Below are 24,794 nucleotides of genomic sequence, written 5' to 3' on the forward strand. Positions count from 1 at the left end.
TCAAGTCTGTTCCGTCCAGCCTGCATTGTTGGATTGGAAACAGTCATCGGTTGGGAGGCGAAAATCGAACGTTTCCTGACAACTGACATGCCGCGCGATGAATATGTCGAGCGGTGTAAGCAACGGGCCTTCGATTATCTCGACCGAGGCGATCTTAAAGACGCAGTCGCCTCGTTGGTCAGTAATATGAATGCCCGTCCCGATTGCGAATTGCCACACTACTTGGCAACGCTTGGCGTTTTGCTCCTAAGGGGGAACGATGCGCCCGGCTTGAGGACGCTGATCGAAGGAGTGAGGTGATGGTCCGATGATCAATACGTGGGGTATGAAGGAGCGCGACACGCGCGACACGGCTCTCCTCCATCCAGATTTTTGGTTCGCCAGGGCGCCAAGGGCTGGATGGTTTACGATCGGCAACAAGCGGGACGAGGACATCGAGACACTGCGTGCCGCATCCAACAAGGCGGAGCTGGCACTAGCACAGGCCGAGAACGACCTGTTGCGCCAGCGCGTACTCGACCTAGAAACGGCGCTTGCTCGCCAGGAGAGTGCCGCCAAGTCTGCCCAGACAAAGGCGATCAGCGAAATTGCCCGCCTCAAGGAGAAGAACACGGAGCTGCAATCCCAACTTCGTCAAATGTGGGACTGGTACAACAACGAGATCGCAAATGGGGGCGGTCTGACGTTCAAGGCAAGCAGTCTAATCGCGAAGGCGCTGCATCCCGACGCCACGCCAAGCGAGGAGGTCAGGCTGGAAGCGTTCAAGGCGTTCTCGGCGTGGAAGGGCGACAGGGACGCGGCGCGACGGCGCTAGTTCGACCCGCCCCCGGACGAAACTTTTCCTCCCACCCGCGTTGACGGGTCACTATGGAATATCAAGACGGGTTACCCCGGATCAGTCCGGTTTGGCGCCGGAGAACTTGACCACCTTGCCCCACTTCTCGGTCTCATCGGCGATGAGCTTCCCGAAGTTGGCGGGCGAACCCGCAAGCACCGTGCCGCCCATGTCGGCAACCCGCGCCTTAATCTTAGGATCAGCAAGACCCGCATTGATCTCCTTGTTGAGCCTGTCGATGATTTCGAGGGGCGTGTTTTTAGGCGCGCCGACACCCTGCCACGCGCTCGTCTCGTACCCGGGCACAAAATCGCCCACCGTCGGGAGGTCCGGTAGCAACTCCGAGCGCCTTGCACTTGTCACCGCCTGTGTCGTTGTTTAACGGGCATCCTTACGATTGGAGGGAAAGCAGTTTTGCGATTAGCCCGGCGGTCAACAGAGTAGCGTGACCATCTGGCGCTATGGCGTAAACGATCGCGCGGCGGGTATGCGCCGCCGGGTCTTGCTCGATCTCGCGGCCGGCTTGCATCGCCGCGAGAACGGTGGGCCGCCGCTCGACACGGTATTGACCGCGCCCGAGGAACAGCGATGCGGTGAAGTGATCCGCGCGGCGGATCGCCTCGATCGCGCGGGTCTCGATCGCGTCGAATGTCATCGGCTGATCCCCATCGAAAGCGCGGCGACCGCCAGCGACATGTATTCCGCGATCGGCCTATCGACGTTCATATCAGTGCTCACTAGGCAGCAGGATGACATTGCCCTCGACCCAAATCGTGATCTGATCGAGAGGGAAATCGGTGAAGTCGATGTCCTCGGAATAGATCACGGCGCCCTTATCGTTGCCGTCATCGCAAACGAGGCGCGCGCTTCCGTCATCCATGACGTGCAATCGCCAGACCTGAAATTCCTCGGCCCCAATCTTCGGTTCGAGTTTGAAGGCAAGCGATCTTGTCGAGCAGCCAATACGCGCCGCCCTTCTCGGCGAGATACTGCACGCCGTCCGTGTAGAGCATGCGCCGGTTGAGACCGTGGCGATACCATTCGGCGGTGCCGGTGAAGTGGGCCAAATCGGCCGGCGTTAGCTTCGTCATTTCCACATACGCCTTTCTCTTCTTTGCCCCCGGCGGCCGGCGCGAAAATGGGCGAAAGCCCCCGGGGGAATGGCCCAGAACTAGGCCACTGGTCGGTGGTTGGAAGATCCTTTTGGCCCCGTCCCGAGGGAAATAATGGCAGAAGATCAAAAGCTTAATGGCGGGCCCACGGCGCCCTTAAGGGCGCCACTGGTGGGCGAGAATGCGGCCGGCGGATCGGGCCGGGCGAGCGCCCAAAACGCGCTGCCGGGGCCGGATACCGGCGCCGCCGGGCGCGGCCAACTGATCACATCGGCCCTTGCCGCGCGGCTCCTCATGGTGAGCCCGGAGCGCATCCACCCGTCGGGCCGCGCCGCCATGCCCATGCTTCAACGACCGAGCGGCGCATTCATGGAAGTCACGGACCAATGTGTCGGGTGAGGCTGGCTTGCCCCGCATCTTCGCGAACGGCTGGCGGCGGCGCTGCGACCCATTCGATGCCCAAGATCGCGCGCGGATCGCAATCGACGCGATAGTCGGCCGGCAGTCCTTGCGACTGAGCCGTTTTAACTAGCGCGCATTCTTTACGCTCGATCGCCAGGAGATCGGCGAGAATTTCCACCTCTGCCTTCCGTCTCTGCTCGTCCGTCAAAGCGTTCGGATCGTTAGCGACTTCGTCGATTTCGCGGTCCAATGCCGCAATTAGCGCGTCCCGATGCAGCCATGCGAGTATCGCCAGCCCATCGGGCAACTCGACAAAACCGATCGCGCTTGGATCGGGGTTGAGAACTTGGACTTGATAGTTGCGGGTTGCAACCGAAATTGGCTCGCCATGCTCGATTGCTTGATCGGCCCGGGGGCGCGCCACCATCGGCAGACTGTCCGACTTGATCGCGCATGTTTTCCTTTTCAATAGAGGACGGCCGAGGCCGCGAGCGAAGGCTATGGAGATCAACCTTCAACTGGCAACCGCGACGACGGTGCCCCTCGATCGCGTCTAGGATACTCCCTTTTGAAGGTCGGAGGATCGATCTTGACCATCTGGCCGATACAGCCGGCAGGACGAGCGGCGACGGCTTGCTCGATGTTGCGGATCAACTCTGCGGCTCTTTGGAAGATAACGCCCCGATCGTCGCGGCGCGCCGTCAGGCGGCGCGTTCGTCGAGCTTTTCATCCAGCCTGCGCCGGTCTTGAACCACCTGTGGCGCGTCATCGCCGAGACCGAAGCCGCCATCGCCACGTGGAGATTGCAACTCCTTGATCCTGTTCCTCTGTCGCTGAGTATCGAGCCGCAATTGCTGCTCGTCCTCGACGATCACCCGAACGAGGATGCCGGCGTCGTCGCGCTTCTGCTCAACCTCGCGGTACTTCTCGCGCGCCTTGTCGGGCAGGACTTCCATGGGGTCACCGCTCCGCACCGCCATCATTGCTTGTAGGGTCCTGTAACGACGCTCGCGTAGGGCGAGGCTGACGAAGCGGTGGTAAAGCCGGCATCGTTTCGGAAGGAATTGGGCGTCATGATGTGCCTCACTGATCGTTGCCGTCTCGAAGAAAGCACATCCTGTTTGCAACGAAATCGGGGTAGCTCAGTTCAAAACCTGCCAGAAAGAATGCGATTGAGATACCGCACTCCGGTCTTGAGAATTTGCCAAAACAGTCGAAGGCGCGGATCGGTATGGGGGCATTCGGGGTCGGCGCGATAGCGTTGCCATGCTGTGGCTTGATACCGGCCGAGATCGCGATGAACACATTCTGCGCGATGATTTCTACTCCCATGTAAAAGTTGAGAGCCACTTCAACGATCAGTCTATGTTGCATTGTGATCGCGGCCTGCGTTTCCGGCGACCGCTGCCCCGGACGGGTGCGCAGCATTTCACGTAGCCGGACTAAATCCTCCGGCGAGAGCGAGGCGAGATCGATCCGGACCGGCGCAGTCACCGTCACCTCGCCCACATCAGATCGTCCAGCCGATCATTCAGCACCGGATTGGTACTCACTTGAGAGTTCTCAAGAGAGGCCGCCCGCCTCGAGAGAGGCCGCCCGCCGTTCGGCTCTCGCCTTGCGCCCGTTCGGCCGGCGCGGCGCGCGGACAATTGTCTCGGGCGCGAACGCTTGCCGATGGCCGCACGAAGCGCAGCGCAACGGCTTTGATGCAAGATCGATCGTCGCGGCGGTGATCGTGCCGGTGTGGCCGCACTTGGCGCAGCGAACGGGCCAGGATTGAGCGAGGGGGAGCATGGGCCTGACGTTTATGCTAGTCGCATTACGGTTATGCTTGTCGCATTACGGTGTCACGGGACGCCGTCGGTGCCCTTTTGCGACGCGTGCGAGAATGCGACGCGCCCTTTCCGAATTGGTCGATCCCCTTCCTGTTCTCACTGTTGGTTGGTGGATGCTTGAGCGAAGGGCACAGGACGACCAGCCCCGGCATAAATGTCGGGCTGGTCCGTGCCCTTGCGATCTGTTGGCCGGAGCCATGCCGTCGCTTCGGGCCATGATCGCGCGGGAGTGCGGATCATGTTGGCGCGCTACTTATCGCGGATGTCTCCCTCCGCGCTGACCACCCTCCGCGCCTTTCGGACCGGGCTTTGCAACGAGGTCAGGCCCCGTGGTGTTGCGTTGTCGCGCGCCACCGCCACCGTCGTAACCGTCCAGCGGCGCGCCCAATTAGAGTGGTGTGCCTCGACGACGACGCAAGTTCATCAATGCGAAGCAGTTCTCCATCACACAAAATGATATGCACTGATTTGCTTTCTGGCCACGGTGTAAATCGCGGCTTCCTCCCACCAATTGTGTAAATCGAATTTTCTCCAAAGGGATTGCGCGTTTATCGAGTGCAAGGCCGTCGCCTGTGCCAGATCGGTTCCTCTCTGCCGGCTTTTTTATGACGCCATGTTGACACTGGAAGCGAAGCAGAAAAATTTACACAGCGATGGTCGCAAGCATTAGCGACCAGCGGCGTCACTGCCCGCATCCGAGACCAGCGAGCGGCTCCTCAAACCAGATCAGTTGGACGGTGGTCCCCGGGATCATCATCCTCGGGTGACGTGCGGTGGCTGTCATGCGTACAGAATTGGCGATGCGCGTTTGCCCGAAGTGCGATGAGGAAAGGCCGGAGACTGAATTCTATTCGGTGGCCCGCGACGGATACGAACCGTGCCTGATGCGTACCTGCAAGAGATGCAACGGGGACCGCGAGACGAAAAACAGTGCACCGGATGACGAGCCTCGGCCTCGACGCATGCTGAACGAGAAGCAGGTTCTTGCGATCGTTCCGGTCGGGCGCACCACGCTTTACCGAATGGAGAAGTCCGGCCGGTTTCCGCGATCGACCTACATCTCGCCGAACCGTCGGGTCTGGTTCGAGGACGAGATAGTGGCTTGGCAGAACCTCGTGGATGAATTCGATCCGCGCCGAGGGCGGGGCCGCCAACGCTAACACCAAGCGCGCCCTCGTCGTCGCTAGGCGACATAGATCCTAACCGTCAACCATAGCGCCGGTTTAGAATGCGCCTCATCCTCTGGGCGCATTAGTTTCGACGCACCTGAAACTCAACAAACTAGCTTATTAGGTCTGGATCGCTGCTACATCATTGATCACCGCGACATACTAAGGGGATGGTCCGCTATGCGCAGCGAAACTCCCGTTCACATACCCATTTGCATAAGAACTAGATTGTAACTGCGCACGCCCATCTATCGGTTGTGAGGGCTCAAATCATGACGAAGCAATTTTCGAGGCGCATCATGACCGATGTGCTCGTCGTCTTAGTATCTGTAGCGATGATCACGATTGCAACGACATCCATGAGCGAGCCCATTTTGGCCGGCATCGCTGCTTCCATTCCGAGCCCATTCCATCTTGCGATGGAAAGGACAATCGCAACCGCTGAACCGAGCACTCCGAAGCTTGCCCACGCGCAGCCGAGATGCCGGCTTCGTTCCGCTCCTCTCCAATGGAACGTCGATTGGCCTTTCCGGCCGCCTGCGGCTCCCGGTTGACAAATTCGATCCGTGCCGGGGGCGGCAAAGTTCGGCCCGGATGAAACGCACCATGTCCGCTGTCGAGGTTAAACCGGACACCGAGTGGTGTTGAGGCTGAATTCCGGTTTGACCCACAGCAGACAGTCCGCCGACAGTCATTTCAGGGGGACTTGCGGGACACCGGAACATGCTCTGCTTCAAAAGGCGGATCGGACGGTCGCGTAATCGGGAATATCTCCCGCACATGCTTTGCGAGCATCTCACAATAGGCTTTGGCATAGCCCGGGAGCGGACGCCGTCTGTTCCATAGAATCACCATTCCTTCACGTAGTGGTTTGCCCCGGTACGCCACGCCGACGATCCGCAGTTTGTGGTGCCGAATTCTCAACTGTGACGGAATGATCGCGACCCCATGCCCGGCTTCGGCCAGCGCAAGCAGGGTGTGTGGCGTGTGGCTTTCCAGGAATATGTTTGGTTTGAGATTGGCGAGGCGGCACGCAGCATCAAAGGATTTCCGGACCACAAAACTCGAATTCAGAAGGAGCAACGGATAGGGTGCAAGCTTGCTGATCTCGATCGTGCGCGTCTTGCTTAGCATCACCGACGGATGGCATGCCGCAAGCAGATCAACATGCTGCAGCGACAGGCTGGCTAACCGTTGATCATTGGGGTCGACGATGTGAGCGAGATTTTGTCCGAGATGGATCTCGCCGCGCTCCAGCATTTTCATGGTGCAGAGGCCGGCAGCTTCGATCAGCTTGATTTGCACGTTCGGATAGCGCTGGGCATATAGATGCAGAAAAGTTGATAGCACACTCTCGATGTGCTGGGGCGAGGCACCAACCTTGAGCACGCCGGTGTCGCCGCGCTTGAGCAATTGAGCGCGCTCATCGATTGCACTGGCGTAGTTCAGGAGAACTCGGCAATCACTGAGCAGCTGTTCTCCTTCGCCAGTCAACACCAGCCGGCGGCCGATCCGGTCAAAAAGCTTTAGGCCAAGTTCGTGTTCGAGAGCGGTGATTTGCCGCGAAAGAGCGGGCTGGGCGATATGCAACCGCAGCGCGGCCCTCGATACGGTGCCGAGCTCGGCGACGGCTACGAAGGTTCGTGCGTGTCGCAGATCCATTCTGTCTGCTTATGCCGGTTCGGCATAGATGGCTAGTGGAAACTAACATTGGACGTCCGGCAAGGGCTTCGGCACACTGACCTGATCGTGGCCACGACGTCCCTTAATCCTCACGCCTAGGGAGGGTCCCATGAAGCCCATTTGGCCAGTGCTAGTTGCAGGGATGAGCTTGGCGTTCGTATCCGCTGTCAATGCTCAGACTTGGCCGACCAAGCCATTGCGGGCCATTGTCCCGTTCGGTGCCGGCAGCACGACCGATATCATTCCGCGCGTGGTGTTCGAGCAGCTCTCCTCTCAGCTCGGGCACGGGATCGTCGTCGAAAACCGCAGTGGCGCGGGAGGAACGATCGGAGCGGGTTTTGTCGCCAAGGCTGATCCCGACGGCTACACCCTGCTCGTCAACTCAAACGCCCACACAATCGCACCATCCCTTTATCCGAACCTCAGCTACGATCCGGCGCGCGATTTTGCCGCCGTGATCTCCTTGGGTACTTTGGCGGGCGTGCTGGTTGTATCACCGCAAAAGGGCTTCAAGACAGCAGGCGATCTCGTGGCGGCCGCCAAAGCAAAGCCCGGCGCCTTGACCTTTTCGTCGGTGGGCGTTGGCACCGCAACCCACCTGAGCGCCGAACGGTTCCGTATCAGCGCGGGCATCGATGCGTTGCACATTCCGTTCCGAGGCGGCGCGGAGGCCATGTCTGAGGTGATGGCCGGTCGAGTCGACTTCTTTTTCGGTCCGGTCGGGCTTGTTTTGCCCCTCGTTCGGGACGGCAAGCTCACTGCGCTCGCAGTGAATGGTGTCAAGCGCTCGACTACCCTGCCAGACGTACCAACGACGCTGGAAGCCGGCTTTGCCGACGCCGAATATCCGATCTGGATCGGCGTTTTCCTGCCGGCGAATACGCCGCGCGACATCGTCGAAAAATTGTCTACCGAGACGCTCGCGGCGCTGCAGAGCTCCAAAGTGGCGGCAAAGCTGTCCGCACTGGGAGTCGACCCGATCTCCATGACGCCATCGGAGTTCGACGCCTATGTCCGGAAGGAAATCGCAGTCAATGCTGCGCTAGTCAAAGCCATCGGCATCAAGGTTGACTAAGAAGAACGACGACCACAGCGCATCGGAAGGCAGTTTGACCATACCCGAGATAGAGGCTGCATATCGATTTGATGATGGAGTTGGCTACGAGCGCTTCATGGGTCGCTGGAGCCGTGGCGCAGGTAAGGTGTTCCTCGACTGGATCGCGCCGCCTCCGGGTGCGCGTTGGCTCGACGTTGGTTGCGGCACCGGCAGCTTCACTGAATTGGTCGTCAATATGTGCTCGCCTGCCTCGGTCTTTGCGATCGATCCAGAGCAGGCACAGATCGATCACGCACGCCGAGGGCCTGTGGCAGATCGAGCTCATTTCAAGGTCGCAGATGCCCGAGCGCTGCCCTTTGCCGATTGTACGTTCGACATTGTTGCCTCCGGCCTGGTTTTGAACTTCATCCCCGATCCGGCCCAAGCCCTGTCGGAAATGATGCGGGTTGCGCGCAGAGGCGGGGCCATCGGCGGCTATGTCTGGGATTTCGCAACCGAACTTTCCCCGTCCTGGCCGCTGCGCCTTGGATTGCGCCAACTGGGCGCTTCAGTCCCGCCGGCGCCGGGCGCTGGAAACACCGGTCTCACTGCGCTGAAGACATTATTCGAGCGTGCCGGATTGGAAGGGGTCGTAACCAACTCGATCGACGTCACAATGCGGTTCGCTGATTTTGATGATTTTTGGGCAACGCAAACCCCAAGCTTCAGTCCCATTGCCAAGAGTATTGCCAAGTTGCAGATGAGCGACCGAACGAGATTGATCCAGGCTGTTCGGACGAAGGTACTTCGCGGCGACGGCACCGTTGAGTACTCTGCGCGAGCGCACGCAGTCAGCGGACAAGCACCCGGGTGAGCATACCGGTCTTGGGCCGTCTCAATTCCGCACTTGGCCCTGAGCTGAAGAAGCTCGAAGTCTCCCGCACGTCCGCTGTGACGGCTAGACCGGACCTCTCATCGCACCGCTTCCTACCGCCGCTTGTGACCCGATGCGGACATCCGCCGATTGCCACATTGGTCGCGATCTATCAATACTGTCGTTCAACATCGGGTGAGATCACCTTTCGTCACCACTTGGATGGAGGTTCTTCGTGGACGTCAGATTAAGCGTGCTTGTAGCAACAATACTGGTCTCAGGTCTGCCCGTGGGTCCGGCCTTTGGCCAGGGAGCCTCGTCCGATTCCTCGGCCTATCAATATTCACAGCCGATCGAGCCCACATTTTACGATATTTCTTATGCCACCCTGTCGCCGTCGCAGAAGCTCGACCTGTATTTGCCGGCGGCCCAGGACAGGCCGGCCCCAGTAGTGATTTGGATTCACGGCGGCGCGTTCCGAGTCGGCGACAAGCACTCCATGCCACGACGCAATTTCGGCCCCCCACCCACACCAAAAGGACCCGATGGGCCTTATCAAATCCAGGTCCCGGATGTCGCCGCGCTGACCCGCAAAGGCTATGCGGTCGTGAGTCTCAATTACCGCCTCCTTCGCCGCCCCGGCGACGCGTTTGTCGACTACGCCCTTCCCGCGGTTCAAGACGGCAAGGCCGCCCTGCGCTTTCTTCGTGCCAACGCAGCGAAGTATGGTCTTGATCCTGAGAAATTCGCGGTCTGGGGCAATTCAGCCGGAGGCTTCATCGCCGCGATGTTGGCTTTAACCGGACACGAACCCACTGTCTTCGACGATCCGGCCCTTGGTAACTCTGATATCTCCAGCGCCGTCCAGGCCGCCGTCATCTGGTACGGGGCTATCGAGGTCAGGGGGTTGAGTATTGCTCACTACATTACTGCTGCAAAAGTCATCCCGCCAATCTTGATCGCCAACGGCGATGCGGACACCAGCGTTCCCGGAGTCCAAGCGATCCGGCTCAACGACGACCTGCTAAAGAAAGGGGCGAAGTCTACCCTCACGATTTTGCCGGGCGCCCATCATGAGGATCCTGCCTTCATGGCCACGCAGATGCTTCCGACTTTCAAGTTTCTCGATGCCGCTTTCGGCCAATGACTGATCACTGAATGTCCCTTTCTGGCCGATTTTGTTGCAAAAGTCGGCTGTGATGATGATGTCATTCGCCCAGTTCATTTAGGGCGATGGGGTTTGCCCCCGACCCCGACGCTCCCTACGCAACTTTTACGCTACGCAATACACAGAGCCGGAGCGGGTGGCGGTCGCGCAACTAGCGATGCGAGCCGTCGGAGGTTCTGGGCGATGGCAGCCAGAACAAATTCGTCCTGGGCGCCTCGTGGACCACGCAGTCGAAGCCGGCCGAGCTTGAGGATGCGCTTCAAGTGCGCGAAGCGCATCTCGATCTTCTTGCGCTCATGTCGCGACTGCTCAAAGCCCTCGGTGCCGGCGAGCGACCGGGCAACGTCTCGGGCGTGTTCATGGATGTCGCGCGGGATCTTGCGTGATGGTTCTTTTGGGCAGCACTGCGGTTTGAGCGGGCATACATCGCAGTCAAGCTTGCTGGCACGATACAGAAGCGTCTTGCCCTCGTGCACGGTGCCGCTCGTTCCGAGCCGCTTTCCGCCCGGGCAGTGGTAGACGTTGCTGGTCGGATCATATCGAAAGTCGCTGCGCGAGAAGGTGCCATCGTCCCGCTTCGACTTGTCGAACACGGGGATATGGGGCGAGATGCCTTTCTCCTCGACCAACCAGTTCAGCATCGGAGCTGCCCCGTAAGCGGTATCCCCGACAAGCCGCTCCGGCTTAAGGCCGAAGCGCTCCTCCGTTCGCTCAATCATGGTCTTTGCCGCGCCGACCTCGGCCTGCCGAATGGAGCGGGAGGCCTCGACGTCAACGATGACGCCGAACTTCACGTCGATGAGATAGTTGTCGGAATAAGCGAAGAATGCTGGTCCCTTGTGAGCGCCGGTCCACTGGGCGGCGGGATCGGATGGCGAGACGAACTTCGGCACAACGTCGCTGGCGGCGCCCCACGCCGTATCGTCGAGGGTCGCCAGATACTCCTTCACCGCGCGGCTGGACCTCGCCGGATCGCGATTCCTGCGCCAATCCTGCCCCGCGATCGAGCGCTGCTTGTTGGCATCTGCCTGGATCAGGCTCGCATCGACCGCAAAGCCTTCGCCGCCAACCAGACCGGCCGCGATGCACGCCTCAACGACCCGCTCGAACATGTGGCGGAAAACATCTCCTTCGCGAAAACGCTCGTTGCGGGCGCGCGAAAACGCCGAATGATCCGGGATAGCGTCCTCGATCCCGAGCTTGCAGAACCAGCGGTAGGCAAGGTTCACCTGCACTTCACGGCAGATCAGCCGCTCCGAGCGGATCGCAAACACATACCCCACGACCAGCATCCGGATCATCAGCTCCGGATCGATCGACGGGCGACCCATCGACGAATAATGAGGTGCTAGTTCACGGCGAAGCCAGGAGAGATCGAGAGCAGCATCGATCTTCCGCACCAGATGATCGTCCGGAACCGCGTCGCCAAGATGAAACTCGTAGAACAGCTGACCTTGGTCACTCTTCAGACGGCCCATCATGGATCGACCTCGCCGAGATTCGCGTCAACGTAACGGAATCACGGTTCGTGGCCTCCCTCAACCGACTTTTGCAACAAAATCGGCCCTTCGCGGACGATCACGTGCGAGCGCCGGGCGTCCGCTTTCAGGGGATGAACGATCTAGGGCCTATTAGGGCCCGGCTCATCCCGACTGGCCTCTTTCCTTCTCAACCAGTATCGTCGAAGCCTTTGGCTTCCCTACATTTTATCGGTTCTCTTGCGAACGAAAAAAGTACTGGACTACAGGACCACACGGTTTTGCCGTACGCAGCTTCCCTCGCCACTCCATTCGGCCAGCCAGTGCCGCCGACCAAACTTCTGGCGAAAGCGTTTAAGCGCCGTTCGTCTGCGCGCCGTGCTCGCTCACGGATAATCGCCCTGCAAACACCTTTCGCGCCTGACGCTGCCGCGTCCACCGCAACCCGTCCCAACGTTCGTGACGATGGCCAACGCCCCTCTTCTCGGGACGGGATGGCGGGAGTTTTACGGGTGATTTGGGTCGCCCGAGAAGCGGAATATTTTTGACGCGGGGGCTTGACACGATTTCGGAAAATCCGAATTGATTTGCCCCATCGGTTGATTTGCGGCATCTTCAACGCAAGAGCTGACTCCGAGAGACAACTCGTTGAAGCGAATTACGGTGACAGTGCTGGACTGCACTATCACCGTAAATTACGCGGGATGACCGTCAGGATGGACGGCTTAACAGATCAGCGAAGCGCTGCAGGTACAGCGGCCAACCCTGATCACCCGCAACCCCATCGCGCACGCTTTGCCACCCCTCGCCGTGGCGCTCCAGGTGTCGGTGCTCGATCTCAACGCGTGTCCGGTGCGCCGTCTCGGCGGTAAATCGCACTTCCCACTCGCTGGTCTTATTCGGATCGGTCTCGATCTGCCATTGCGGGCTAATGTTCCAGCTCAGGAGCACTCGATTGGGCGGCTCGTAAGCCAGCACTCGCGCCCATCGGCATTGGCTGCCGTCAATGCCGCGGTCATACAGATGGCCACCAACTCGAGGCTCGAATACCGTCTCGGCGATCGGCACGCCCAGCAGGTTGTGCTCGGCGGGTTTGAAACGGCCAAAGTCCTCGGTGAATACCTTGAATGCACGCTCGATCGGCGCCTCCACCACGATACCGTGCTTGACGGATGTGATTGCTGCTTGAGTGCTCATTTACGCTCCTCCGGTGGTTGCTCGATGGCTGTCTTGTAGGCTGCCATCGTCTTGCTCCAGAACAGGTCGAGTTCCGCACGAAGGGCAGCTAACCCGGCGGGATCGACGCGGTAGATCCGCTGTTTGCCGGCCGGCGCGTCGACCACGAGTCCGGCGTCCTTCAAGACCCTCAGGTGCTGCGAGACGGCGGGGCGGCTGACCGGCAGGGCACGCGCGAGTCCACCTACCGAGCTCGGATGATCCACCAGACGCTCGAATATCGTGCGCCTGGTCGGGTCAGCGAGCGCCGTCCACCCACTCTTCGCGTAAGCCATCGCTAACGCGTAAGCCAATGCTTACGTGTTGTCAAATCACATTTCAACGCGAGCCGAACCCAAGGAGGGCTCACCATCGACGTGCGCCACAACACCGGCCATTTCCGGCAGGGGCGTTTCGGATGTGTCGCTATGGACGAAGAGCATCTCGCCGCGGCGCTTCGCTACGTATCGCTCAATCCAGTGCGCGCCGGTCTCGTCAGCCGCGCGCGCGACTGGCGCTGGTCGAGCGTGCAGGGACAGCTCGGCGAGCGCGATGACGACATAACGACGCTCGCGCCGGTCCGCGAGCGCTATCCCGATTTTTCGGTCTTCCTTTCCGAAGAGGTGGACGGCGGCACGATCGAGCGGCCACGCGGCGCGGAGACCATCGGCCGACCTTCTCTAACCTGCTCAAGGCACGGGTCCGAAAGTTAAGTGCAGTGTCACCGGCATGATCTCCCGGCAAGCGGAAAAATGGATTGCTTCGCTCCGCTCGCGATGACGGAACTGGCGACTATGACGCCATCCTCGGCAAGTAGCCCACACGAGCACAGCAAATGCGGGATTGACCACACCCGGATGTCGCTTCGCTCATCCTGCGCTTGCTACGGCGTGAAGGTCTCGAAGTTCCTGAGCAAGCCCTTTCGATTTGAGTCGAGCTGTAACGATGCGCTAACAACGAGCATCACCCCTTCCACAATCGCAACATCGACTCAATCTCGTCACGACACGCCCACGTTGAACACGTAAGTGTGGTCTGCTGTTTCGCTTTGCGCGAGTGAAGTGCTCATAGATTGTGCCGCGTCGAATACGTGGAACACGCAGCGTGATGGGTCTGCGCAAACCACGGAGCCACCAAACAGCAGAAACTTCAAAAGAAAAGGAGCTGTACGATGGCCGGTGTGTTTCCTGTTCAGGGATTTGGATTCCTCTCCAACTACAATGGCGCATTCGTCGCCAGTTCCGCGCGGGCCGCCATGCAGGCGATCGCGGGCACCAATGCAAACTCGATCGAACTCGCTCCGCGGCTGTTTATGCAAACCAGGACGTCGAGTGACGTCTTCGCCGATCCGAACAAGACCGAGAGCGACGCCAATATTCTGCAGGCCATCGCAAATGCGCAGGCGCTCGGCCTTTCGGTGACGCTGAAGCCCATGGTCTCGGCCCTCGATGGCTCGCTTGCATACGTGCTCAATCCGAGCGATCCCGCCGCCTTCTTTGCTTCCTACAAGAACCACATGGTTCGTATGGCTGAAATCGCCGAACAAGCAGGCGTCAGCATGCTTGTGATCGGCAATGAGCTGGGCAAGCTCTCCGGCCCTGAATACCGAAGCTATTGGGTCGACCTCATCGATTCCGTACGCGCCGTGTTCCACGGCGAGATCACCTATGCGGCCGCAACCGACGAAGCCATCAATGTCAGCTTTTGGGACAAGGTTGATGTCATCGGAATCAATGCATATCCGCCGCTGACGACGAAAACGGACCCGACCGTCGAGGAGATGGTCAATGCGTGGAACAACATGTCCACCGACGACTACTGGGCGAAGGTGATGAACCACATGTCGCCGGTCGATTTCTTCCATTCCCTTGCCTTGCAGTACGACAAGCAGGTGTTCTTCACCGAAACCGGCTACCGCAGTGTCGACGGAACCAATATCAGTCCCGGCGGCTGGGCCGAGAGCACGACGCAAGATGTCCAGGAGCAATACGATGCCTTCAACGCCTTCTTTCAGGTGTGGGGATCGGAAGGCGGAAGCTGGTTCAGGGGCGCGTCGATCTGGAACTGGGATACGAACAACAAGTATTCGCCGATCGGCTATTCGCCCGAAGGCAAGCCTGCACAGGGGTTGATTACTGAATGGTACGGAGGTCAGCACCAGCCGCCCGGCCAAACCGTAACGGGTTCTCCCTCCGCCGATTTGATGGATGTCGGCAGCGGCAATGACGTGCTGTCGGGCGAGGTCGGCAACGACACGATCAAGGCAGACGGGGGCGACGACACCATTACCGGCGGCCCCGATACAATTCCGAAACTCACGCAGACATCAGTCACGGTGACGGGCTACAGCTCCGTCGTCGACGGCGTCGGCGCCAAAATGCAGCTCCTGATCAACGGGCAGCAGATCGGCAGCACGGTCGAATTCCACGGCGCGACCGATCCATCGGGTTTTCAGACTTTCACATTCACGTTCCCTAACCCGGCTACGGTCTCCAGCCTCGATCTCGCCTTCATCAACGATATCGCCAACGCCAATGGCGACCGCAACCTTTACATCAAGGACATCACCGTCAACGGCGAGCATCTTGCCGTGTCGGAAGGCGTCAATCCGAGTTCGCCGGGGACGTGGAATCTCTACCAGAACAAGTCCATCCACTATGACATGACTGCTCACCAGGACCTGTTCTTCGGCTCGTCGACGGACAATGACAGCCTTGAGGGAGGAACAGGCAAGGACGTGATCAACGGGGGCGCCGGGACGGACACGATCCAGGGCGGTGCGGGCAACGATACCATCAACGGCGGCCCCGGCGCAGATGTAATCCGTGGTGGGGCGGACGACGACACGATCAACAGCGGCGCCGGCATCACCACGGCCACCGATCAGCTCTATGGCGACGACGGCAACGACATCATCAAGGCCAGCACCGGCGATACCGGCGCCCTGCTCGACGGCGGCAGCGGCAAGGACCAGCTCTATGGCGGCTGGGTCGCGAACGTCATGAACGGCGGTGACGGCAATGATTATCTCTCCGGCGGCGGCGGACTGGATACGATGCACGCCAACGCCGGCGACGACCAGCTCAAAGGCGGCCCGGCGGCAACCCAAATGTTCGGAGACGACGGCAACGATAGCCTGCAGGGCGGCACCGGCAACGAGTTCCTCTACGGCGGTAGCGGCAACGATCGGCTGACCGGTAACGCAGGGAACGATTATCTAGCCGGCGGCACCGGCAACGATACGTTCGTGTTCGCCCCTGGCTTCGGCAAGGACACCGTTACCGATTTTCAGAACACCGAAGGCGTGCAGGACATCGTTCAGTTTGCCAAGACCGTGTTTGCCGACTTCAGCGCGCTCCAATCGCACATGGCCGAGGTTGGCACCAGCGTCGTAATCACGGTCGACGCCAACACTACGATTGAGATTCAGAACAAGACGATGAGCCAGCTCCACGCCAGCGATTTTCTGTTCGTCTGAGGTCGACCGAGGGGAAGCGCCTGATCCCGACAATCATCGCGCGACTAGAGCATGATGATTTTTGGTTAGATCGATTTGGCCGCAGACGCGCTTCACCTCTCCCGCTTGCGGGGTCGAGACGAGCGAAGCTCGCTCTTAGGTCGGCGCGAAGCGCCGGGTGGGGGCTCTCTCCACTCGGGTAGTGTCGCCCGCGGAGACACCCCCACCCCAGCCCTCCCCGCAAGCGGGAGAGGGAGCGCACCTTCTTCGGGGTCGCAATCAAACCTAATTTCATCATGCTTTAGGCTGCGCGATGGCACACCGCCTCGACCTTGTTGCCATCAGGGTCGCGCAGGAAGGCGCCGTAATAGGCGGCGTGGTAATGACGCAGGCCCGGCGGGCCGTCATCGGTGCCGCCGGCAGCGATGCCGGCGCGCCAGAACGCATCGACCTCGCTGCGCGACTTCGCCTTGAAGCACCAGTGCCGACCGGAGGCTTCGTCCGGCTCCGCGCCCCGGTAGATCGCGAGGTAGACGCGATCCGGATGCTCGGCGTCAGCCCGTTCGCCATAGCCGAGCCATCGGTCGCTGCGGCCGACCTTGACGACGTCGAGCGCCGCCATGATCGCGTCGTAGAAGCGTTCGGCGGCGGCGAAATCGGAAACCGTGATGGAGACGTGGTCCAGCATGACTAGCTCCGCGCCCTCGTGACCCGTCACCCTGAGGAGCCCGCAAAGCAGGCGTCTCGAAGGGCGACGGCCACCAGCGGGGCCGCTCATCCTTCGAGACGCGCTTCGCGCTCCTCAGGATGACGGAGATAGTTCGGCGCGCCTATTTTACGACGCCCTCTTCAACCGCTCCAGCGCTTCCTGCAGTTTTGCCTTGCGCGCCACCGCCGCCTCGCGCTTTTCCTTTTCCTCCTCGACGATCTCCTCGGGCGCGTTGGCCACGAATTTCTCGTTGCCGAGCTTGGCGTCGACGCGCTTGATGTCGGCGTCGGCCTTGACGATTGCCTTGTCCAGCCGGGCCTTTTCGGCCGACAGATCGATCACGCCCTTGAGCGGCAGCGCCACGACCTCGCCGCGCACCAGAAGCTGGACCGCGCCGTTCGGCGCGGCATCGGCCAGGGACACGTCTGATAGCCGCGCCATGCGCCTGACAACGTCGTTCCAGCGCTGCGCGCGATCCTTCGTTTCGGCCGACGCGCCCACGATCACCAACGGCGTCAGTGTCGACGGCTGGATATTCATTTCGGCCCTCACCGAACGAATCGCGGAGACGAGGTCGACCAGCCAGCCAATCTCCGCTTCGGCCTCGGGATCGCTGAATTCCTCCGTCTCCGGCACAAGCAGCGCCGGTGGAATCGACGAGGCATCCGGAAACGCCATCGACGTCGCGAGTTGGTCAGCCGTGAGCGCGCCGGCCTTGCGCGGCCATGGCGTTAGCACGAGCAGTTGTTCACGCCGGGCTGTCAACGCCCACAATTCCTCCGTGATGAAGGGCATGAAGGGATGCAAGAGTTTCAGGATCTCGTCCCTCACCCACGCGATCATGGCGCGGGTCTCGGCCTTTGCAGGTCCGTCCTCGCCCATCAGCAGCGGCTTCGTCAGCTCGACATACCAGTCGCAGAACACGTTCCAGACGAAACGGTAAATCGCCCCAGCCGCGTCGTTGAACCGGTAGGCCTCGATCGCCTCGGTGACCTCGCGAGTCGCAAGCGCGGTCTCGTGCATGATCCAGCGGTTCAGCGTTTCCTTCACCTTCGTCGGCTCGAAGCCTTCCGTCAGCGCGGCTCCGTTCATCTCGGCGAAGCGAGAGGCATTCCAGAGCTTGGTCGCGAAGCTGCGATAGCCGTCGACCCGGCTCTCGGCGAGCTTGATGTCGCGGCCTGGCGCGGCCATGGCTGACAGCGTGAAGCGCAAGGCGTCAGCGCCGAATTTATCGACGAGATGCAGGGGATCGATCACGTTGCCCTTCGACTTTGACATCTTGGCGCCCTTCTCGTCCCGGACGAGGGCGTGGATGTAGATCGTCGAGAAAGGCACTTCTTTCATGAAGTGGAGGCCGAACATCATCATCCGCGCAACCCAGAAGAAGATGATGTCGAAACCGGTGACCAGCGTGTTGGTGGGATAGTAGCGCTTCACTTCCGGCGTGTCGTCGGGCCAGCCGAGCGTCGAGAACGGCCAGAGCCCGGATGAGAACCAGGTGTCGAGCACATCCTCGTCACGCGTGATGAAACCTTCGCGCTTGGCGGGGTCCTGCGCCATCTCGCGCCCCTGCTCGGGCGTAATGACTTCCTGCTCGACGTAATATCCGAGCGCGTTGCCGACGGCTTCCTCTTCCGTCTCGGCGACGAACACCTTGCCGTCAGGCCCGTACCACGCCGGGATCTGGTGGCCCCACCAGAGCTGGCGCGAGATGCACCAGGGCTGGATATTTTCCATCCATTCGAAATAGGTCTTTTCCCAGTTCTTCGGCACGAAGCTGGTAGCGCCCGAGCGCACGGCCGCGATCGCCGGCTGCGCCATCGTCTTGGCGTCAACATACCACTGGTCGGTCAGATAGGGCTCGATGATGACGCCGGAGCGGTCGCCATGCGGCACCATGTGCGTGTTGGGCTCGATCTTCTCCACGAAGCCGAAATCTTCCAGCCGCGCCACGATCTTCTTGCGCGCAGCGAAGCGCTCGACATTGTGCAACTCTTCCGCGAGCATCAGCGCGCCTTCCGGCAATCCGCGCAGATAATCCTCGTTGTCGACGAGCGCCATGCAGCCCTCGCGATCGAACACGTTGATCTGCGGCAGGCCGTGACGCTTGCCGACCTCGAAGTCGTTGAAATCGTGCGCCGGCGTGATCTTGACCGCGCCCGACCCCTTTTCGGGATCAGCGTAGTCGTCGCCGATGATCGGGATGCGGCGGCCGACCAGCGGCAGGATCACGTGCTGGCCGATCAGGTGCCCGATCCGCTCGTTCTCCGGATGAATCGCGACAGCGGTGTCGCCGAGCATCGTCTCGGGCCGTGTGGTCGCGACCGCGATGAAGCTCGTGGGATCGTCGGGGCTAAATGTCTTGCCCGCGATCGGATAGCGCAGGTACCAGAGACTGCCCTTGACCTCGACCTGCTGCACTTCGAGATCAGAGATCGCAGTGAGCAGCTTCGGATCCCAGTTCACCAGCCGTTTGTCTTTATAGATCAGGCCGTCGCGATACAGCTCGACGAACACTTTCACGACCGCGCGCGACAGCCCCTCGTCCATCGTAAAACGTTCGCGCGACCAGTCGCAGGAGGCGCCGAGGCGCTTCAACTGATTGACGATGGTGTCGCCGCTCTCCGCCTTCCACTGCCAGACGCGCTCGAGGAATTTGGCGCGGCCGAGGTCGCGGCGGCCGGGCTCCTGCCGTTCCATCAATTGCCGCTCGACCACCATCTGGGTCGCGATGCCGGCATGGTCGGTGCCGGGCTGCCACAGCACGTCGCGGCCGCGCATGCGCTCGAAGCGGCAGAGAATGTCCTGCAGCGTGTTGTTCAGCGCGTGGCCCATATGCAGCGAGCCCGTCACGTTGGGCGGCGGGATCACGATCGTGAACGGCGCGGCATCTTTCCGTTCCGGGCGGCCGGCCTTGAACGCGCCGCTTTCCTCCCAGATCCGTGACATACGGCTTTCGATATCGGCGGGCTGGTAGTTTTTTTCGATCATGGCACTGCAATTGGAATGTCGGGGGCGTTCTCGAGCAAGCCGTCGCCGGTCTGCTTAGAGAATACGCATCAAATCAACGTGGTAGCGCCCGGTTCTGATGTGATCGGCCCCGGGCCGGCCCCTAGAAAGCCGCCGCAGCGCCTCAAGTCAACCTGACAACGCAGTCCGGGACAGCGGAAAGCCGCGATAACGCCGGTTTGAATGTCGGAATGGGGATCCCGATCGGCGTCCGCCCGAACCGCCTCGAACTAGCGCCCGCGCGAAACCCGCTCGATTTCGGCTTTGACGATCCGCTCCACCAATCCCGGCAGATTGTCATCGAGCCAGGATTTCAGCATCGGCCGCAGCATTTCCTTGACCAGATCTTCCAGCGTCCGCGCATTATTGCTCAGCACGGTATTGGCCAGCGAATTGAAGGCGGATTCGACCGCGGAGACGGTCGAGCGCGACAAGATCGGCTGCTGCGGTGCTTCGAACGACGGCGGCTCGTGGGCTGGCTGCCGACCCCTGTTGGACTCGCTGAACTCGATGTCGTCCTCCGGCTCGATCTTGTTGAAGGAGGCTTTCGGTGGCGCCGGATCCGGCACCGCCATCTCGTCGGTAAGTTCGAACACGTCGGCTTCCGGCTGCGCAGGCCTGATTTCCGCCTCGGGCGTTGCTGCGTCCAGGCTCGCCAGCATCGCGTCGATGTCGTCCTGACTGTTGTTAATGGCCGGTTCAGGCGCGGGTGCAGGTGGCGGCGGGGCCGGCGCGGGCTTCGGAGCAGCCGGCTTGGGGGCAATGGCCGACGGCGGGATGTCCTTCATCACCGGCTTCGGTGGCGGCGTCGCAGCCTCCGGCTTGGCAGCGGCAGGCTTTGCCTCGTCGTCGGCAATGATGCGACGGATCGACGCCAGAATCTCCTCCATCGAGGGCTCTTGGACCTTTGCAGGTTGCGTCATCTCCGACTCCACATCGAAACCATTTTACACCAAAGCCAAGAGGGAATTGCCGGTTCCGGATATGCAGGCCGGGATTTTCACCGCACAAGCCTGACTTGTCCCCAGATCAAGCCCGCCCGCGACATCGCGCGGGAGGTCTGCTCCCCTCAAAAACACAACCCGACGCGCGTCCGTGAGATGCAAAGACGCAGGCCGCGAATCGCTCAGCTCGCCCCGGAAACGGTACGTCATGGCCACAAATGATTGCAAGCAAAGCGCCCGGCGCTTCAGGCGCCGGGCGACGATATTCGTCCCGCCTGCGCGGGAATATGCGCAGATGTCAGCGGCCGTCGGGTGTACGAACGCCAGCCCAGCTATCGCGCACCTGATGATAGTGCACGCTCGGGTCGTAGATCGTGGTGGGCAGGTTGAGCACCTGCGGCGTCAGCCGTCCAATCTTGTCCAGCACGGAATATGACGCCACCACGCGATCATGCTGCGCAGTGACCAGCGCAACGCGCGCATTGACCAGCGCTTGCTGCGCGTTCAGCACGTCGAGCGTGGTGCGCTGTCCGGCCTTGGCTTCCTCGCGCACGCCGTTCAGCGCAATCTCGGACGCCTGCACCTGCGCTTGGGCGGAAGCCACTTGCGCCTTACCGGCGACGAGCTGCCCCCATGCCGTAACGACGTTGGCGCGGGTCTGGTCCCGGGTCTGATCGAGCACGAGACGTTGTTGCGCCGCCGTCTCTTTGGACTGGCGGATCAGCGAATATTCAGTGCCGCCCTGATAGATGGGCACCGTGAGCTGCGTAACCACGGATGCGCCGAACGAGCGGTACTGGATCAGGCTCTGCTCATAGGCCTGCTGGACCGAGCCCTGAATCGTGAGCGTCGGCAGCAGCGCGCCTTCGGCGACCTTGACCTGGAGGTAGCTGACGTCGATGCCGAACATCGCCGCGGTGACATTCGGGTTTTGTATCAGTCCGAGCTCGACGGCGGCCGGTAGCGTCGACGGCAGGAAGCGGTCGACCGGCGAGCCCGGCGCCAGCGCTTGCGGTTCGTTGCCGATGATGCGGCGGAAGTTCGAGCGCGTTGTCGTCAGATTGGCTTCCGCGGTCAGGAGCTGCGTCCTGCCGGCGGCGAGTTGCGCTTCCGATTGCGCAACGTCGGTGCGCGTGACTTCGCCGACATTGAAGCGGTCGCGCGTCTGTTTCAGCGTCTGCTCCAGCACGCGAACGTTACTCTTCTGCACCTCGACGATCGCCGAATCGCGCAGATAGTCCATGTAGATGGTCGCGGCACTGAGCAAGACGGTCGACTCAAGTGCCCGCAGGGCCTCGCGCGCGCCGGAAACCTGGCCCTCCGCCGCCCTGGTCCTGTTCGCGGTCTGCTGACCGTTGAACAGCGTCTGCGTGATGGTCCCACCGATGCTGCGCGGCGCATTGGCTCCGGTAATAGGGGTTCTCACGAGATTGGTAGGGGTGCCGCCCTGCGTGCTCAGCGCGTCTATATACTGGACGCCCGCGCTTGCGGTGACCGAAACCCGGGGACGATAGCCCGACAGCGCCTGCGGCACGTTCTCGTCGGTGATGCGCACCTGCGCGCGCTGCGCGTTGAGCTGCGGATTGTTCTGATAGGCGCGCACCAAGGCCGCCTCAATCGTGTCGGCCAGGACGGGCATCGGGCCCAAGCACACAAATAGAAAGGCCGAAGCCGCAGCCCCGGTAAATGCCTTCACCCCACGCATCCCAAGCAATCCAATCATTTTGGTCCGCCCGGCCAAAGATCATGATCACACATGATTATTAACCGAACGTCGCTTCACTCGAAGTGAGTCCCGGCTCACCTTATTCCGCACGTAGGCTGGACGGAACACCCCAGCAAGCAAACCCCGTCGAAACTCTTCACGTGGGGCAATCGGGCCACACTTCTGATTTCGAAGAGGATTTAGCTGGCCACGGCGGGCGATTATTGGGCCCGGAAACGGCTGAAAGGCTAGAAAACGAAGGCCGGAACAAGTTCCATGCCGGGCAGCACCGGGGCAACGGCATCGAAAAGCGTCCGGTGACCGAAATCGCCGTGCCAACAGGTCACCATGGTGGCCCGCGCGGGCAGCAACGTCGCAAAAACGCCTACCAATCGGCCACCATTCTGCAATTGCCCGTAGAGCCGTTCTGGCACGATCTCGGTTGCGCCGTTCAACACGATGACGTCCCAAGGCCCGTTCGCCGGGTCTCCATCGGCCGGCGCCGCGGTCCGAACCGTCACGTTTCCATAGCCATTGGCGGCCAGAATCGCCTGTGCCCTCGCCGCCAGCGCCGAATCGCTCTCCGTCGCGGCCACTTGGGTAGCGAATCGGGCGATCACGGCGGCGGCGTAACCGGTAGCGCAGCCGACCACGAGGACGCGATCGGTCTGCCTGATCTCGGCCGCCTGCAGCATCTTCGCCAGCACCGCCGGCTTGATCAGGAAGCGCTTGGCTGAGCCCCCTTCGCTGACGTCGAGATCGAGATCCAGATAGGCCAGCGCCTGCTTGTTTTCGGGAACAAAGGCCTCGCGCGGCACCGCCAGCATGGCATCGATAATTCGGATATCGGTCACATCGCTCGGACGCACCTGACCATCGACCATTTTCTGGCGCGCGGTCGCAAAACCGGACATAGGCGAAGACCCTGAAAGCATGCGGCGTTGCCGCCGGGGAGCTGAAACCGGGGCCATCTTTGGTACAAGCTTCGGCAAAACGCAACATGCGGGCGCCTGTTGCGAGCCACTGCCGCCGGTCCCGGGTAAAGCCGCTGCTCTCGCTACTCTATCGTGACGGCTAATCGGGCGATCAGCCGCGCCACCTCATCCAGATGTTCGTTATCATCCAGATGTTCGTTATCGTGTTCTGCAACGGCTTGCGCGAGCCGAAGCAGGCATTCGTCGTCGGTCATGGCGGGAATGTCGCTCGGAACGATCGGAGGCGCCGCACGTGTCAGTTCGGTCACAATGGGTGGCATCGAATCAGCTCCCGTGAAACCCGGCACCACGGAGGCTCCGGGCCGATTGAGTCGAATTGGCGGCCCGGTCCAGGGCCCCTATAGATGACGCAATTGCCCGCGCCCGGTTCCGTCCGCCGTCTGCCCGGAGGACGAAAGCGGCGACAAATCGTTGTAGTGCGGGGACTTTCCGGCCCCGCTTCAAGCGAATGCGCAGCCTGTGATTTGGTCCTTTGCAAGCCCGAAAGGCTTTGTTATACGCTGCCCCCTCGCGAACCTTGTTTCGCCTATTCCTCGGTAGCTCAGCGGTAGAGCATTCGACTGTTAATCGAATGGTCGCTGGTTCGAATCCAGCCCGGGGAGCCAAACGAATTCAAATAGTTGCCCCCGAAACCAAATGGCGCCGAAAGGCGCTTTTTTAGTATCGGGCCACATTGGGGGCCACTTGCGTGTAGCGGGGTGGTGCATTCCATATCGGCCGCGAGCCAGGACCGTCGCGAAATACCGGCTTCGGACCTTTGTTCCGGGACGTTAGCGACGCGGATAGCTTGGACCTGCTGGTGCTTCGATATCCCAACACTCCGCGCCACTTCTTGCTGTGACAACTTTGTGTGGGCACCCTCACTAAGTGGTTGGTCGCTTCGCCTGCCTTGAGCGTTGAACGACTTATACAGCTTTCACCCGTCCCGCCGCACCGCCGCGCGCCTGGATGCGATCAGCCAACGTTTCCATTGCTGCCCATGAAAAAGGCCCGGCGCTAAGGCCGGGCCGTTTTCTTAGCTGCAATCACAACCCATCTAGCGGGTTCGCTGCCCTTCGATCCGGGACGGCGAGATGATCGCCGCGCAACGGGCGTGCGAGGTAGATCTGCAAACTCAGAGGAATGGTAGTCTCGTCCTTCGGGCGTGGTGATGTGAATGTCATAACAC

General features: G+C 60.9%; 26 protein-coding genes and 1 tRNA gene. 9 read left to right on the forward strand and 18 right to left on the reverse strand.

The window, feature by feature from the left end; genetic code table 11:
- Positions 1-33 precede the first annotated feature (33 nt).
- On the forward strand, positions 34-300 hold the full coding sequence (locus tag IVA95_RS30340; RefSeq protein WP_247513834.1) for a hypothetical protein: 267 nt from the start codon (positions 34-36) through the stop codon (positions 298-300).
- Between the two features lie 7 nt (positions 301-307).
- The gene (locus tag IVA95_RS30345) at positions 308-814 is read left to right on the forward strand and encodes a hypothetical protein (protein WP_247513835.1); all 507 of its coding nucleotides are present in this window, start codon (positions 308-310) and stop codon (positions 812-814) included.
- 81 nt (positions 815-895) lie between these two features.
- On the opposite strand, the gene IVA95_RS30350 is transcribed toward IVA95_RS30345, so the two are convergent.
- From IVA95_RS30350 to IVA95_RS30380, 7 genes are all read right to left on the reverse strand, one after another.
- On the reverse strand, positions 896-1,198 hold the full coding sequence (locus IVA95_RS30350; RefSeq protein WP_346658079.1) for a tripartite tricarboxylate transporter substrate-binding protein: 303 nt from the start codon (positions 1,196-1,198) through the stop codon (positions 896-898).
- 28 nt (positions 1,199-1,226) lie between these two features.
- Positions 1,227-1,490 (reverse strand): hypothetical protein, encoded by a 264-nt coding sequence (locus tag IVA95_RS30355; protein ID WP_247513837.1) that lies wholly within the window; start codon positions 1,488-1,490, stop codon positions 1,227-1,229.
- A 72-nt stretch (positions 1,491-1,562) separates the two neighbouring features.
- Positions 1,563-1,715: a DUF6876 family protein gene (locus IVA95_RS30360; protein ID WP_247513838.1), complete on the reverse strand. Its 153-nt coding sequence runs from the start codon at positions 1,713-1,715 to the stop codon at positions 1,563-1,565.
- Complete coding sequence (locus tag IVA95_RS30365) at positions 1,708-1,926, reverse strand: DUF6876 family protein (protein ID WP_247513839.1); 219 nt, start codon at positions 1,924-1,926, stop codon at positions 1,708-1,710. The genes IVA95_RS30360 and IVA95_RS30365 overlap by 8 nt, the downstream gene beginning before the upstream one ends.
- 397 nt (positions 1,927-2,323) lie before the next feature.
- A complete protein-coding gene (locus tag IVA95_RS30370; protein WP_247513840.1) occupies positions 2,324-2,599 on the reverse strand; it encodes a hypothetical protein in 276 nt (91 codons plus the stop codon).
- Positions 2,600-3,050: 451 nt separating this feature from the next.
- Complete coding sequence (locus IVA95_RS30375; protein WP_247513841.1) at positions 3,051-3,305, reverse strand: hypothetical protein; 255 nt, start codon at positions 3,303-3,305, stop codon at positions 3,051-3,053.
- Between the two features lie 127 nt (positions 3,306-3,432).
- Positions 3,433-3,858 carry a hypothetical protein gene (locus IVA95_RS30380; RefSeq protein ID WP_247513842.1) on the reverse strand — a complete coding sequence of 142 codons (426 nt, stop codon included), beginning with the start codon at positions 3,856-3,858 and terminating at the stop codon, positions 3,433-3,435.
- Positions 3,859-5,146: 1,288 nt separating this feature from the next.
- Here IVA95_RS30380 and IVA95_RS30385 point away from each other — a divergent pair.
- A complete protein-coding gene (locus IVA95_RS30385; protein WP_247513843.1) occupies positions 5,147-5,344 on the forward strand; it encodes an AlpA family phage regulatory protein in 198 nt (65 codons plus the stop codon).
- A 274-nt stretch (positions 5,345-5,618) separates the two neighbouring features.
- Here IVA95_RS30385 and IVA95_RS38885 read toward each other — a convergent pair whose 3' ends face one another.
- Positions 5,619-5,750, reverse strand: coding sequence for a hypothetical protein (locus IVA95_RS38885; protein ID WP_256470315.1), 132 nt, complete (start codon positions 5,748-5,750; stop codon positions 5,619-5,621).
- Between the two features lie 299 nt (positions 5,751-6,049).
- A complete protein-coding gene (locus tag IVA95_RS30390; RefSeq protein ID WP_247513844.1) occupies positions 6,050-7,015 on the reverse strand; it encodes a LysR family transcriptional regulator in 966 nt (321 codons plus the stop codon).
- A 274-nt stretch (positions 7,016-7,289) separates the two neighbouring features.
- Here IVA95_RS30390 and IVA95_RS30395 point away from each other — a divergent pair, with 274 nt between their 5' ends.
- From IVA95_RS30395 to IVA95_RS30405, 3 genes are all read left to right on the forward strand, one after another.
- Complete coding sequence (locus IVA95_RS30395) at positions 7,290-8,111, forward strand: tripartite tricarboxylate transporter substrate-binding protein (protein ID WP_247513845.1); 822 nt, start codon at positions 7,290-7,292, stop codon at positions 8,109-8,111.
- Positions 8,104-8,946 carry a class I SAM-dependent methyltransferase gene (locus IVA95_RS30400; protein ID WP_247513846.1) on the forward strand — a complete coding sequence of 281 codons (843 nt, stop codon included), beginning with the start codon at positions 8,104-8,106 and terminating at the stop codon, positions 8,944-8,946. The genes IVA95_RS30395 and IVA95_RS30400 overlap by 8 nt, the downstream gene beginning before the upstream one ends.
- Before the next feature lie 235 nt (positions 8,947-9,181).
- On the forward strand, positions 9,182-10,093 hold the full coding sequence (locus IVA95_RS30405; RefSeq protein ID WP_247513847.1) for an alpha/beta hydrolase: 912 nt from the start codon (positions 9,182-9,184) through the stop codon (positions 10,091-10,093).
- Positions 10,094-10,224: 131 nt separating this feature from the next.
- Here the strand turns inward: IVA95_RS30405 and IVA95_RS30410 are convergent, their stop codons facing one another.
- The 3 genes from IVA95_RS30410 to IVA95_RS30420 all read right to left on the reverse strand — a co-directional run bounded on the left by IVA95_RS30410 (position 10,225) and on the right by IVA95_RS30420 (position 13,103).
- The gene (locus IVA95_RS30410; RefSeq protein ID WP_247513848.1) at positions 10,225-11,595 is read right to left on the reverse strand and encodes a transposase; all 1,371 of its coding nucleotides are present in this window, start codon (positions 11,593-11,595) and stop codon (positions 10,225-10,227) included.
- Positions 11,596-12,303: 708 nt separating this feature from the next.
- Positions 12,304-12,789, reverse strand: coding sequence for an SRPBCC family protein (locus IVA95_RS30415; RefSeq protein WP_247513849.1), 486 nt, complete (start codon positions 12,787-12,789; stop codon positions 12,304-12,306).
- Entirely contained in the window at positions 12,786-13,103 is a 318-nt protein-coding gene (locus IVA95_RS30420) for a metalloregulator ArsR/SmtB family transcription factor (RefSeq protein ID WP_247513850.1), read from the reverse strand. Before IVA95_RS30420 ends, IVA95_RS30415 begins: the two co-directional genes overlap by 4 nt.
- An 81-nt stretch (positions 13,104-13,184) precedes the next feature.
- On the opposite strand from IVA95_RS30420, the gene IVA95_RS30425 reads away from it, so the two are divergent.
- Positions 13,185-13,520: a hypothetical protein gene (locus IVA95_RS30425; protein ID WP_247513851.1), complete on the forward strand. Its 336-nt coding sequence runs from the start codon at positions 13,185-13,187 to the stop codon at positions 13,518-13,520.
- Between the two features lie 458 nt (positions 13,521-13,978).
- Positions 13,979-16,285, forward strand: a complete 2,307-nt coding sequence (locus tag IVA95_RS30430; RefSeq protein ID WP_247513852.1) for a carbohydrate-binding domain-containing protein — start codon at positions 13,979-13,981, stop codon at positions 16,283-16,285.
- Between the two features lie 280 nt (positions 16,286-16,565).
- On the opposite strand, the gene IVA95_RS30435 is transcribed toward IVA95_RS30430, so the two are convergent.
- From IVA95_RS30435 to IVA95_RS30460, 6 genes are all read right to left on the reverse strand, one after another.
- Positions 16,566-16,952, reverse strand: coding sequence for a VOC family protein (locus IVA95_RS30435; protein ID WP_247513853.1), 387 nt, complete (start codon positions 16,950-16,952; stop codon positions 16,566-16,568).
- A 147-nt stretch (positions 16,953-17,099) separates the two neighbouring features.
- Positions 17,100-19,964, reverse strand: a complete 2,865-nt coding sequence (locus IVA95_RS30440; protein ID WP_247513854.1) for a valine--tRNA ligase — start codon at positions 19,962-19,964, stop codon at positions 17,100-17,102.
- 248 nt (positions 19,965-20,212) lie between these two features.
- The gene (locus IVA95_RS30445; protein WP_247513855.1) at positions 20,213-20,905 is read right to left on the reverse strand and encodes a DUF2497 domain-containing protein; all 693 of its coding nucleotides are present in this window, start codon (positions 20,903-20,905) and stop codon (positions 20,213-20,215) included.
- A gap of 319 nt (positions 20,906-21,224) precedes the next feature.
- Positions 21,225-22,631 (reverse strand): TolC family outer membrane protein, encoded by a 1,407-nt coding sequence (locus IVA95_RS30450; protein ID WP_247513856.1) that lies wholly within the window; start codon positions 22,629-22,631, stop codon positions 21,225-21,227.
- Positions 22,632-22,879: 248 nt separating this feature from the next.
- Positions 22,880-23,545 (reverse strand): protein-L-isoaspartate O-methyltransferase, encoded by a 666-nt coding sequence (locus tag IVA95_RS30455; RefSeq protein WP_247513857.1) that lies wholly within the window; start codon positions 23,543-23,545, stop codon positions 22,880-22,882.
- Between the two features lie 143 nt (positions 23,546-23,688).
- Positions 23,689-23,886, reverse strand: coding sequence for a hypothetical protein (locus tag IVA95_RS30460; RefSeq protein ID WP_247513861.1), 198 nt, complete (start codon positions 23,884-23,886; stop codon positions 23,689-23,691).
- Between the two features lie 270 nt (positions 23,887-24,156).
- On the opposite strand from IVA95_RS30460, the gene IVA95_RS30465 reads away from it, so the two are divergent.
- Positions 24,157-24,231, forward strand: a tRNA-Asn gene (locus IVA95_RS30465).
- Positions 24,232-24,794 lie beyond the last annotated feature (563 nt).

Origin of the sequence: Bradyrhizobium sp. 157 (assembly GCF_023073815.1) — a bacterium.
Lineage (GTDB): Bacteria > Pseudomonadota > Alphaproteobacteria > Rhizobiales > Xanthobacteraceae > Bradyrhizobium.